Source organism: Pseudomonas fluorescens, assembly GCF_902497995.1.
Classification (GTDB): domain Bacteria; phylum Pseudomonadota; class Gammaproteobacteria; order Pseudomonadales; family Pseudomonadaceae; genus Aquipseudomonas; species Aquipseudomonas fluorescens_BK.
Window position 1 is genome coordinate 34,473 of the sequence record NZ_CABVII010000001.1, and the last position, 11,832, is coordinate 46,304.

An 11,832-nucleotide genomic window follows, 5' to 3' on the forward strand; every position below is an offset into this window, starting at 1 on the left:
CCCCAAAAATATGCAGCGCAGTGTACCGACTCTTGCCTTTGCCGCACCAGCACGCGCCTCAACAAAACGATGCCCAGCGGTATCGCTATTCCCCTTGCCGCGCAAAAGGCCACACGCCAAAAGGACAGGTAAAGGTTGGAAGGGAATGGGGCCTCAAGGGTAAGAGCACTACCCGAAAAGGCTAAAAGGCCACTGGCCCACCACCTGCCGGAGGTCACGATGTTCAGTCTGTTTCACCGCAAAGGGCCAAAGCCCCCTCCGCCACTGAGCGTGAGCGTTGCCGAAGGGTACCTGCCCATCGAATCCGCCCATACCCTGTTAGCCGCGGAGCACCGCCGCCAGTTGCTCGAGCGTATCTGGCAGTCCACCGCCCTCTCTCACGCGCAATTCACTCAGCTCTACTTACTGCCGATCCAACGCTACGCCGAACAGGTCCAGCAACTTCCGGCCAGCGAAACGCACCACCATGCGTACCTCGGCGGCATGCTCGACCATGGCTTGGAGCTCGTTGCCTGCAGTCTGAAACTGCGCCAGTCGTATCTGCTGCTCACCGGTGCCGCCCCCGAAGACCAAGCCGCCCAGACCGACGCTTGGTCCGCGGCAATCGCCTATGGCGCGCTGCTGCATGACATTGGCAAGATCGCCGTCGACCTGCGGGTCGAACGCCAGGATGGCAGCCCTTGGCACCCTTGGCAGGGACCGCTGGATCAACCCTACCGCTTTCGCTATATCAAGGGTCGTGACTACCACTTGCATGGCGCCGCCGCAGGGTTGCTCTACACCCAAATTCTCGACCGCCCGATCCTCGATTGGCTCAGTGGCTTTCCGTCATTGTGGGCCAGCCTGCTGTATGTCCTGGCGGGCCAGTACGAACATGCCAGCGTGCTCGGCGAACTAGTGATCCAGGCCGATCGGGTCTCCACCGCGCAGAACATCGGGGGCAATCCGAGCAAGGCGCTGCAAGCGCCGATCCATTCACTGCAACATCACTTGATCACTGGACTGCGACACCTGGTCCAACACGAGCTGAAACTCAACCAGCCGGGCGCCGCCGGCTGGTTGACCCAGGACGCTTTGTGGCTGGTGAGCAAGATCGTTACCGACAAGTTGCGCGCTTATCTGCTGTCGCAATCGATCGAGGGCATTCCTTCATCCAATATCGCGGTGTTCGACGAGCTGCAATCCCATGGGTTGGTCGAGTCGACTCCGGCAGGCAAAGCCATCTGGAGTGCTCGCGTGGCCCAGGGAAGTTGGCAACAGAGCTTCACTTTTTTGCGCCTCCAGCCGGCGTTGATCTGGGCAAATAAAGATCGGCCCGAGGCTTTCAACGGAATGGTGAGCGTGGCCGTCGATGAGCAGCCGACAACAGCACCCGCATCGCCAGTATCGTCCGAGGTTGTCAGCCAAAGCTTGACTCAAAGTCCATCGCCGCCTGCCCCACTGGCGATGGAAGATGCTGATGACTACCTTGGAACACTGCTAGATATTTTCGAACCGGCAGAACCTGAGGCCCATATTTCACTTTCTGGAAGCCCCCTCAACAGCTTAAGCCCTCCTTCGGACAACCCCGGTCAGGTATTTCTGAATTGGGTCAGGGAAGGTATCCAGAGTCACAAGCTCATCATCAACGACAGCAAGGCCAAGATTCACACGGTGGACGGTACCGTTTTCCTGGTTACCCCCGGAATTTTCCAACTCTATGTCCAGGAGTTTCCTGGCATCTCCCATAGTGCCAACGAAGGCGCGGATGAGTGGCGCTGGGTGCAGAAGCAGTTCGAGAAATTGAAGATCCATCGGAAGCGTGAGGACGGTCTGAATATCTGGGCCTGCCAAGTGCGAGGTCCTAGAAAGAAAACCATCTTGAAGGGATATCTGATTGAGGAATCGAAGCTATTTTTTGAATTGATGCCATCCGATAATCCTTTTCTTAAAATCGAAAAGTATTGAATTTCCGCAACGTCTCATTGATTGGGATCTAAACGCACAGAGTCGACTCTTGAGTTCACTTGGCATTTCATTGCTCCGTTACACTGCTTTTTCCGGAGCATCGTCCCATGAGGCGTTGGATGTAGCCATCGACCGCAGCCCCGGCCCACCTAGCCAATACTGTTTTATTTCTTCGCCTCGTAGCAATTTTTTAGCAGTGTTTAAGTCAGGCCTGTCACGGGCACTGCCGGTTCTTGGTTTGGCGTCTGGGGGAGCGCAATAAGTCACCCGCTCTTCATTCGACTGCTACGCTGAATTCTTCACGGAGGATTCACGATGCCAAATTCAGAACTGCTCCCTTCCCTGCTATTCAAGATCAACGAAAACCAGCTAGCCCTTGAGGCAGCCATCATGGAACTTTCAAACTGGGTGGAGCAACGGTCGCGGTAGGGACGGCAGTTACCTGCCGCCCCCCGCACATACATGGACGCCCCCGGGTTGCCAAGCTTTCAATCTGTGACGGCTCGATGGTAGAGATTGCACTCATACATCCGGACTTTCGGTGCGGCGTTGCCGCTGTCCCTGATGGAATCCGCTGGCCGAGTTCTCAATAGATCCGTGTGCTCAGGGCACGCTGTGCGGGTCAGATTTTCTTGGCCACGGTCTTACCAGTTTTGCCATCAATTCATGATCACCTGAGCAATCAATAGAGCTGGTCTGCTGCAGGGTTAAGTTGACGTCTTCAAGCCGCTCCGATTACGCGACGACGGTCGTGTAATCGGAGCGGAACTCTCGGTCACCGGCCAACAAGGCCCAGATAATTCGGGCGTTTTTATTAGCCAGTGCAACGGCTGCCACATTGGCGTTACGCCGCTTAAGTAGCCGGCCAAGCCAGCTGTCAGAGATCTCTTTTCGCTGTGCTGCGCAGATCATCGACCGCGCCCCCTGGATCAGTAGCGTCCGTAAATAGGAGTCCCCCCGCTTACTCATCCCCAACAGCACCGTCTTACCTCCAGTGGAATTCTGCTTCGGCACCAGCCCAAGCCAAGCACTCACCTGTCGGCCATTCTTGAAACTCTTGGCATCGCCAAGAGAGGCTACCATCGCACTGGCAGTGATCGGCCCGATGCCTGGCATCTTGGCCAGCTTGCGGCTGTTTTCGTTTGCGCGATGCCAGGCAACAATTTGATTCTCGATCTCATGAACCTGATGATCGAACCCCTTCAATTGTTCCAGTAGACGCTGCACAAGCATACGAAACGAGCCCGGCAACTCATTGCGCTCATCCTCAATAAACTCCGGTACGCGCTTGGCGATATGTGCGATGCCTTGTGGGATTACAAGACCAAATTCGGCTAGCAGCCCACGGATCTGATTAGCTTGCGCTGTCCGCGCCTTCACGAATCCTTGACGAACCCGATGCAGCGACAGCACGGCCTGTTGCTCAATGTCCTTGATCGGCACAAAACGCATGTTTGGCCGACCCACTGCTTCGCAGATAGCCTCAGCATCAGCTACATCGTTTTTGTTCGTTTTCACGTATGGCTTTACGAATTGTGGGGCCATCAGCCTCACATCGTGACCCAAGCTGCGCAACTTGCGAGCCCAATGGTGGGCGCTTCCACAGGCCTCCATACCGATCAGACATTGCGGCATGATGGCAAAAAAGGTGGCGACCTGGTCGCGCTTGAGTTGCTTCCTCAGAACGGTCTTGCCATGTTCATTAACACCGTGTACCTGAAATACATTTTTCGCCAAGTCGATACCAACGGTCATAATTTTCATACCGGACGCTCCTCTTGGTTTGTGGTTTCTGAAGCCCTTCCACTATGGCATGTTGAGACCTCTGGTTTGTGGATGGGGGCGTCCATACCAATAGATCCGTACGTGCGGAACTACCGCATACGGCTCCTGCCTCGGGTATGTGACGCGAAGCGATCCTCAGGGTAAGGATGTGCATTTCTGGGTCTAGGTATGTAGAGGTCAGCAAGGCGTCCGTAGCGTGACCATTGAAGCCGATTACGCTGGCTGCGACGTTTGAGGGCTTGCCGCCATAGACGGCATACCGCCAGACGAAAACCACCCAGACGTATCAGATTTCCCGGCACCGCGTGGTAGTTGAAGTAACCACTCACCACCCGAGTGAGCCATTGCCCTTGAGCCCGGATGGGTTCATGCCGTCGGCGCTTCAGCTCATCCCGAATAGCCAGCAGCGTCGCACGCATTCGCTTCTTGACCGTCAGTCGCAGTATTTGAAAACCACCGCTTCTATTGGAACTGCAACAGTGCGTGAAGCCCAGGAAGTCAAACGTCTCCGGTTTACCTAACCCTCGCTTCCTACGATTTCTCGCAGCAAAACGACCAAACTCAATCAGCCGTGTCTTCGAGGCGTTTAGGGATAAACCGAACCTGGCCAAGCGTTCCTGCAACCGCACCAGAAACTGCTGAGCCTGCCATTGCGTCCTGAAACCCACCACGCTGTCGTCCGCGTAGCGCACAACAATCACATCGCCACGGGCATGCCGCTGGCGCCACTGCCTTGCCCACAAATCCAGCACGTAGTGAAGATAGATATTCGCCAGCAACGGCGAGATATCCCCGGTGTTGGCGAACATGACGCTGGATGGGTTGGAAGCGATGCTGGCGAAGAGATTTCCCAACGCGAAGTGGACAGCCCGAAAAATGCGCGTGGTGCGTTATGCAGATGATTTCATCATCACTGGTTGTTCGAAAGAATGGCTGGAGAATGAAGTCAGGCCCGCCGTGGCTGAATTTCTGGCAGAGCGTGGACTTGTCCTCTCTCCGGAAAAAACCAAGATAACGCACATAGGGGACGGGTTCGACTTCCTCGGATGGAACCTACGCAAGTACAACGGCAAGCTCCTGATCAAGCCGTCCAAGGCGAACATCGGGGCTCTACTTGCCAAGCTGCGAGAGTTGATCAAGACCAACAAAACGATACGACAGGCTAACTTGATAGGTTTGCTCAACCCGGTTCTACGGGGCTGGGCGAACTATCACAGTCATGTCGTCGCCAAGAAGGTCTTCAACCAGGTGGACAGCGCAGTGTGGGAAATGCTCTGGCGATGGGCGGTACGTCGCCACCCTCGCAAGACACGCCGATGGGTGAAGGATCGGTATTTTAAAGTACAAGGGGCGCGCCGTTGGGTGTTCTCGTGTACTGAAAAATCCGCCGATGGTCGGAAGCGTCAGTACACGTTATTGGACGCCTCGGACACGCCAATTGTGCGACATATCAAGATCAAGGCTGCTGCCAACCCTCACGACCCTGAATGGGATGAGTACTTCGAATCCCGATGGGGCAAAAGAATGCTTATCTCCCCAAAGGGTCGAGCCAAGCTGTATAGGGTGTGGCTACAGCAAGGCGGCCGCTGCTGCGCATGCAGTAAACCGGTCACCAAAGACACACCATGGCATAGCCGCCATGTTGTGAAGCTGAGTCACGGAGGGACGGATGCGGCCGCCAATCTTGAGATCTACCACCTGCGGTGCCCAAGGGATGTGCAATTTGCCAATGTCGACGATGTATAACCGGGTGCCCAGTAGCGCCTTAGCAGAGGCTTGAGCCGTGTGCTGGGAAACTCGCATGCACGGTTCTTAGGGGGTTGGGCGCGGGTAACCGCGTCTGACTACCCGACAATCAAATCCGGCCGTGGGCTCTTGGGCGCTCGAACTGGCTGTTCGCGGGCTCGTTACGCAGCGGTAAACGTGCGGCGGCGATCATGAGTTTGATCCAGTCGGCGCGGCTCAACGGACATGATCCGTATGCTTACTTGAAGGATGTTCTTACACGCCTGCCGACGCAGCGTGCGAGTGAGATAACCGAGCTGTTGCCGCACAGGTGGGCGCCCGTTTAATCACAAAAGGTGTGTTGGGCAGACGCTTACGGAGCAACGCGGATCGGCCGAGATCGCGGACAACGTCCCCGGCGCCTTGGCCACGATCGACCGCAACGAAGACTTCATTAAGATGACACTCGCCGTACTGATGACGCCAGAGTGAAAGCAGGTGGCGCCTTTCGGATGTGGAATCAACTGGTAGAGACAACAGTCAAGCTTTTACCTGGCTAGCTTCGCTTCAGCCTCAGACTGCTCACGATTCCAATCCCCCCAAGCCCTCCGCTCCGCCATGAACTGCTCGGCACATATCGTCCTAGGACGAATTAAGTGCACGTCACTCGGTTCTGTGGAAAATACATAGCGATCGGCATGCTCGATGATGATCCGTCGCATAAATTGGGCAGTTTGAAGATCCAACGTGGCCGCACATATCTTGGGCCGGCTACCAATGCAGGTGTAAAGCAAGTGCTTAGGGCTCAAAGGGAGAAGAATATCCTCATTTTTTACACCCCAGCCGCCCTTAAAATCATACTTTTCAGGTCCATGAAAATTGAGCCGAATAAGTGGATTATCACTGGTCGGCCAACTCAAGCCAGGCGGCGCATTTAGAATCACCCAGCCTTTCATGGGTATTTTTTTGATAGTGTCTGTCAGCAAGCGTCGCGCGTTCCACACCCACAATCGACGCCCAACGATCGTGTGGGCTTGCAACATTCCATCGCCATTGGGCTGAGGTTCAATCACCAAATTGAACGGAAACTTCTCTAACTCAGTAGCTTGACACCTTCGAAGCGAACGTCCATCAGAGACGGCGAGTTCTAGTTCAGTGATTGATCGCTCCAGCGTCTCGTTCAACAGCGGCTGTAGTGTCGTAGACTGACGGGCAACAAACTCTCTATAGCGAGCGGGTGTTCTCACATCTTGAGCCATGGCAAAACGAATCAGTGTCCGCCACTGGTCCGGCAATAGCTTCTCATCACGGACCACACGACTAATCACTTCTTCGGCGGGTGCCTCAAACTCACTGTCAAGCCACCGCTCAAACTCATCGGTCTGATGACCACTCACGACATAATTGTAAAGGTGCTCCTGATAGGCGATGCCTTTCAGCGAGTGCATTCTCCAGAGCGGAAGCTTTTCATTGGGAACCAGCAGACGATAAGTAGAAATTCCCCCGTCTTGGGCCCACTGCTTTAGGTACAGCTTAGGCACATAGTGATTGTCCTTATGGAGCTGTTGCATCGTTAAGTCCCTTACGGATTGTCTCACGGTCATTGGCAGCTTTCTTAGCATAAGCTCGTCTCCAGTGACCAGGTCATTCAACTAATCACGACAATTTTTTGTGGCCGCTGTTGAAGGCAATAGGTCGGTTGCAGCGCCTGATCACCGACTGCTCACAGCTAGAAACGGAAGGCCGTTATGAACGCTTCACTCTACCGAGTTGGATTTGCAGGGTTCACTGCTAGCAGGTATTTCTCGACCTTTCAGCTCAGAAAACGTAGGTTGTACATGCTATCTAGTTACGCTGCGGATGCTGCTTACGCACCACCCGCGCGCCCTACACTCTCCCCCTGCGCTCGATAAGGATACATAATGTCTTTTTTTATGATCACCTACGGATCAACCCAAGTTGAAGAATTATATATTGGCAGAACTGGCGAAGAGGTTGTAGCAAGAGCAAGAGAACTCATTGATCAATGGCCCGAGTACTTGGCAATGTCTGACGAAGAAATATTGGAGCTAGCAAAAGCCGGGGAGCTAGAGTTTGACCTTGTTGAGATCCACGCACCATGGCCAGGCGATAGCATCGATCATCATGAGTTGATTAATATTTATGAGCTACAGCAAGCCAGATAACTTTGCTGATTTAACTAGCTGAAGCAGACTCATCATGCCCAGGGGATCATTATCATTCTTTAGCAACGAATGGTTTTTGGCTGGCTGCGATCGCTCAATTCTGGTCAATCCCAGCCAAAGAGCTAACGAACACATTAAGGGGCCAAAGCGGCTACGTGCGAGACGTGTAGATTGGGGTTCGAGGCCCTTCGCACGTCTCTTAGGACCGTAAAGCCGGCATCAATGCCGCTTATATTAAGCGAAGTGTTGGCCCCGACGCCGACTTGACCCAGTTGCCGAGATGCCACTGACGCAGCCTGAATTCTTGCGAACTATTGTCTGTGCTGGATTTGTGCCGATTGGAGGTGGGTCAGTCTTGCGTCCGCACATGAGTCGATTCGGCGTCGGCGTCAATAACACCCTATCAAAGGCCGGTGCTTCGTACAGAACCTACGGCCTACTCACCTACACGGGGTGGCAGGCCGGGAAGTCAGAACAGTGCCAATGTGTAGCTGACGATCAGGCGAGTCTGGTCTTGATCGGGATCGATCTGCGAGCGCAGTGCAGCATGACGCCAGCCAATGCCCACATTCTTGAACGCACCACTCTGGATAACGTAGTCCAACGCCAGGTCGCGCTCCCACTCCTGTTTTTCAGCGCCGGCAACTGTTTGGATGCCGTCCCCCTTGAGATAAACCATCGACGCTCGCAGGCCGGGCACACCCAGCGCGGCGAAGTCATAAGCGTACTGACCGAACCAGGTGCGTTCGCCGACGCGGGTGAAGCTGGCCAGCATGCGGTCGGTAAACAGGTAGACACTGCTGCCAGCAGCCCCCTTATCCGGCAAGGTGCCCTGGTTGAGCTGAACGAAATTGCTGTCGTCGGAAACGCTTTGGTAACCGCCCGTCAGCGCATGACCACCAAGGGTATAGGTGAACATCGCGCTCCAGGTACGGTTGTCAATCTCGCCGGAACCATGACGGGTATAGCCACCCACACGGTGACCCTCGGCACGTCCGCTCGCGCTGCCATTAGCACCACTGGCACCGGTGTCGAAGTAGCGCAGGTCGGTCTTGAACGACTGGCCTGCGCCCAAGGCCAGTACATGCTGCAAACCGAAGAACTGCTGGGTGTAGTAGTCCTCGAGGTTGGCCACGTAGTACTGGGCGAGCAGGTTCTTGGTCACTTTGTAGTCTGCCCCGGCGAACACGAAATCATTGCTCTGGCGGGTTCCGCCATTGACCGCCAAGCCCGTGCGATCCGTTGAGGCGCGCCCGGTGGCTTGATCCAGACGGCCAGCGGTCAAGGTCAGGTTGTCGATGTCGTTGCTGGTAACTTGTCCACCCTGGAATGTCTGCGGCAGCAGGCGACCGTCGTTTGACACCAGGATCGGCAATTTCGGCTGCAGTGTCCCCAGACGGGCCTCGGTTTTGCCCAAGCGCACCTTGCCGGTCAGGCCCAGGCGGCTCCACTGGTCGGTAGCACCCGTGCCGTCATCCGGAATCATGCTGCTACCACGATGATTGCCACCCCCACTATCAAGGGTCACGCCCATCAAGCCCAAGGCATCTACGCCGAACCCCAGGGTGCCGGCGGTAAATCCGGAGCTGTAATTGAGCATGAATCCTTGGGCCCACTCCTCGGTTTTGCTTTGTCCGGCAGGGCCGGGCCGGTCGCGGTAATCGTTGTTGAAGTAAAAATTGCGCAGGCCCAAGGTGGCTTTACTATCGCTGATAAAGTCTGCTCGCGCTGCCTGACCGACGGCGCTGCTCAAGATGCCCAGGACCAGGCATGTCAGGCTTGAAGGTTTTTTCATGGCAAAGGTTCCCCATGGGCGCTTGCACGCCCTTTTTTATTGTTTGCTCAAGGGTGTTGTAGCCGTGCGGCGGACGGTTGCCCGCTCACACTTGTCAGTAAAACTGTTGCGCACCTACACATACATCCGCCAAGCAATAAGCTGGGCACTCATGCAAAGCAGCGCTTTCAGCTCATATCCCTACGACGGTTAGTTGCTCTGTTTACTTTGTCAGCTGCAGGTCATTACTGCGCCACAATGGAGGCGACTCCGGTGACACAGGCTGTCAGCGTGACGACTGTCATAGCGGCGATGGCAAAGGCAGACGGCGCAATCACCGCTTGACCACTCAACAACTGCCGACGCCGCCGCGCGCCATACAGGACGACTGCTCCCGAAGCGACCAACAACGCGCATGCCAGGAGGGTGATCGGGACTTGCTGGTTCGCCCAACCCGAGCGCAGTGCCAGCAAGGCATTGGCCAAGACCGCCCATCCGGTTCGGCTCCATGACAGCGCCGTGCGTTCGGCTTGCAGGCCAGGATCTCGTGGCCCTGCCCCTTCGACGTCATGCTGGATCACGCGAGTTGCACCACCAACAACAGCACCATCGCCGCCGCGATGCCCAACGTGGCCGTAGCGATCAGCGGGATGGCCAGCGTGCCGGGCAACTTGCGTGAGTGGCGCATTGCGATTTCGTTGGCGCGCCAGCGCACATAGGCCATTGTGCAGAGCATGGCCGCCAGCGTGCCGAAGACAATGGCCAGGGTCATGACAAGGATCGGCGGGCCAAGCTTGGTGGAGAACTGGTCGAGCATGACGCCGCCGGCCAATAGCCCGAGGGCCGTGCGAATCCATGCCAGAAAGGTCCGTTCGTTGGCCAGCGAAAACCGGTAATCCGGCTCCTCACCTTGTTGACGCCATCGTGGTACACGCATCGAATGCTCCTGTTTAATCGTTCTGGGTAGGGGGCCGTGATCGCAGAAAGCCGATTCCAGCGATCACGGCAACTTGGCTCCAGGCTTACTCCCCAACCGGTACCTTGCGTGCCGGAATCGCAATCAAGATGACCAGAGCACCGATCAAGGTGATTGCCCCCAGGATCCCTAGCCCTGCGTAAATGCTGCCCGTACTGGACTTCATCCAGCCAACCAGGGTCGGGCTCACAAAGGCCCCGATGCCTCCCAGACTGGTAATCAAGGCGATGCCGCTGGCTTTGGTATTACCGGTCAGGAAAGAGGCCGGAATGGTCCAGAACACCACAAAACCGCCGTACGATGCCGCGGCTGCAATTGAAAGCAGCGTAATGGCAAACGGTACGCTGTGAGCGACCAGTGGCAAGAGTGCAAAACACAGGGCGATGACGGCGCCGCAGGCGACAAGGTGCCAGCGCCGCTCCATCCTGATATCAGAACTGTATCCCACGATATAGGTACCGGCCGCGCCGGCCAAAAACACCACGCTGGACAGTAACCCGACCTCGACCAGATCCTTCACGCCGACATCCCTGATGATGGTTGGCGCCCAGAAACCTATGGCGTTGAACGACACCAGTACGCAGAAGTAACCGACCATCCCGACGTAGAGTTTTGGATTGCGCAACGCTTCGCGCAGGCCGTGGCCTTTGCCCTTGGGTCCATCCGTTTCCTCGGCTGCTAGGTCGCCCAGCACGATCGCCTTTTCACGCTCGCTGAGCCAGGTCGCATCGCGGGGCTGGTCACACAGGAAATAGAACGCAGCAACCCCCAGCAGGACGGCGGGCATGCCTTCGAGCAAGAACAGCCATTGCCAGCCGTGCAGGCCATGCAGGCCGGCCAGATGCACCATGATCCAGGTCGACACTGGTCCGCCAATGATGCCCGCGGTGGCGGCCCCCATCATAAAGAAGCCGGTCACACGCCCTCGGCGCGTGGCCGGAAACCAATAGGTCAGATACAAGATGACCCCCGGAAAAAAGCCCGCTTCAGCGGCCCCCAGGAAAAATCGCATGACATAGAATTGCATCGGCGTGTTGACGAACATCATGGCGCTGGAGATCAAGCCCCAGAGGATCATGATGCGCAACAATGTGCGGCGTACGCCGATCCGTTGCATCCAGAGGTTGCTCGGGACTTCAAACAACACATAACCAATGAAGAAGAGCCCCGCGCCCAAGCCATAGGCCGCCTCGGAAAATCCCAGGTCGTTCATGAACTGGAGTTTGGCGAAACTGATATTGGCACGGTCAAGATAGGAAACGATGTAGCAGATGATCAGAAACGGCATGAGCCGAAGCGTCAGCTTTCGGTATGTCCGCTCAACCTCGTCGGATGAGTACTGCTCTACAAGACCAGGATGCTCTTGAGTGATATTCATGTGACCCTCGATGACTGCAAGTGTGGAGTCGATGCAAAGGAGCGATCAAAAGCGCTTGATC

At 55.9% G+C, this 11,832-nt stretch carries 10 protein-coding genes and 1 pseudogene; 4 read left to right on the forward strand and 7 right to left on the reverse strand.

Annotated features, from left to right (window positions below; all coding sequences use genetic code 11):
• Window positions 1-219: 219 nt before the first annotated feature.
• Window positions 220-1,947 carry a MobH family relaxase gene (gene mobH / locus F8N80_RS00200; protein ID WP_150782908.1) on the forward strand — a complete coding sequence of 576 codons (1,728 nt, stop codon included), beginning with the start codon at window positions 220-222 and terminating at the stop codon, window positions 1,945-1,947.
• A gap of 735 nt (window positions 1,948-2,682) precedes the next feature.
• Here mobH and F8N80_RS00205 read toward each other — a convergent pair.
• Window positions 2,683-3,711: an IS110 family transposase gene (locus F8N80_RS00205; protein ID WP_150782909.1), complete on the reverse strand. Its 1,029-nt coding sequence runs from the start codon at window positions 3,709-3,711 to the stop codon at window positions 2,683-2,685.
• Between the two features lie 110 nt (window positions 3,712-3,821).
• Entirely contained in the window at window positions 3,822-4,541 is a 720-nt protein-coding gene (locus F8N80_RS00210; RefSeq protein WP_150782910.1) for a reverse transcriptase domain-containing protein, read from the reverse strand.
• Here F8N80_RS00210 and F8N80_RS00215 point away from each other — a divergent pair.
• Entirely contained in the window at window positions 4,540-5,478 is a 939-nt protein-coding gene (locus tag F8N80_RS00215) for a group II intron reverse transcriptase (RefSeq protein ID WP_263596938.1), read from the forward strand. The genes F8N80_RS00210 and F8N80_RS00215 overlap by 2 nt on opposite strands.
• 104 nt (window positions 5,479-5,582) lie before the next feature.
• Window positions 5,583-5,804, forward strand: a pseudogene (locus F8N80_RS00220) (transposase domain-containing protein); the annotation flags it as partial.
• A 201-nt stretch (window positions 5,805-6,005) separates the two neighbouring features.
• Here the strand turns inward: F8N80_RS00220 and F8N80_RS00230 are convergent.
• Window positions 6,006-7,028 carry a DUF4238 domain-containing protein gene (locus F8N80_RS00230; RefSeq protein ID WP_191632830.1) on the reverse strand — a complete coding sequence of 341 codons (1,023 nt, stop codon included), beginning with the start codon at window positions 7,026-7,028 and terminating at the stop codon, window positions 6,006-6,008.
• A gap of 351 nt (window positions 7,029-7,379) precedes the next feature.
• Between F8N80_RS00230 and F8N80_RS00235 the strand changes: the two genes are divergently transcribed.
• Window positions 7,380-7,643, forward strand: coding sequence for a hypothetical protein (locus tag F8N80_RS00235; RefSeq protein WP_150782913.1), 264 nt, complete (start codon window positions 7,380-7,382; stop codon window positions 7,641-7,643).
• A 469-nt stretch (window positions 7,644-8,112) separates the two neighbouring features.
• Here the strand turns inward: F8N80_RS00235 and F8N80_RS00240 are convergent, their stop codons facing one another.
• From F8N80_RS00240 to F8N80_RS00255, 4 genes are all read right to left on the reverse strand, one after another.
• Entirely contained in the window at window positions 8,113-9,438 is a 1,326-nt protein-coding gene (locus F8N80_RS00240; protein WP_150782914.1) for an OprD family porin, read from the reverse strand.
• Window positions 9,439-9,662: 224 nt separating this feature from the next.
• Entirely contained in the window at window positions 9,663-9,998 is a 336-nt protein-coding gene (locus F8N80_RS00245; RefSeq protein WP_150782915.1) for a DUF202 domain-containing protein, read from the reverse strand.
• Complete coding sequence (locus F8N80_RS00250; protein ID WP_150782916.1) at window positions 9,995-10,354, reverse strand: YidH family protein; 360 nt, start codon at window positions 10,352-10,354, stop codon at window positions 9,995-9,997. Before F8N80_RS00250 ends, F8N80_RS00245 begins: the two co-directional genes overlap by 4 nt.
• Window positions 10,355-10,439: 85 nt before the next feature.
• Window positions 10,440-11,771, reverse strand: a complete 1,332-nt coding sequence (locus F8N80_RS00255) for an MFS transporter (protein ID WP_150782917.1) — start codon at window positions 11,769-11,771, stop codon at window positions 10,440-10,442.
• Between the last annotated feature and the right edge of the window lie 61 nt (window positions 11,772-11,832).

Coding starts and splice junctions, on each gene's coding strand:
- F8N80_RS00205 (WP_150782909.1), bottom strand. CDS start 3,711: ATGAAAATTATGACCGTTGGTATCGACTTGGCGAAAAATGTATTTCAG.
- F8N80_RS00250 (WP_150782916.1), bottom strand. CDS start 10,354: ATGCGTGTACCACGATGGCGTCAACAAGGTGAGGAGCCGGATTACCGG.
- F8N80_RS00240 (WP_150782914.1), bottom strand. CDS start 9,438: ATGAAAAAACCTTCAAGCCTGACATGCCTGGTCCTGGGCATCTTGAGC.
- mobH (WP_150782908.1), top strand. CDS start 220: ATGTTCAGTCTGTTTCACCGCAAAGGGCCAAAGCCCCCTCCGCCACTG.
- F8N80_RS00235 (WP_150782913.1), top strand. CDS start 7,380: ATGTCTTTTTTTATGATCACCTACGGATCAACCCAAGTTGAAGAATTA.
- F8N80_RS00255 (WP_150782917.1), bottom strand. CDS start 11,771: ATGAATATCACTCAAGAGCATCCTGGTCTTGTAGAGCAGTACTCATCC.
- F8N80_RS00230 (WP_191632830.1), bottom strand. CDS start 7,028: ATGCAACAGCTCCATAAGGACAATCACTATGTGCCTAAGCTGTACCTA.
- F8N80_RS00210 (WP_150782910.1), bottom strand. CDS start 4,541: ATGTTCGCCAACACCGGGGATATCTCGCCGTTGCTGGCGAATATCTAT.
- F8N80_RS00215 (WP_263596938.1), top strand. CDS start 4,540: ATGACGCTGGATGGGTTGGAAGCGATGCTGGCGAAGAGATTTCCCAAC.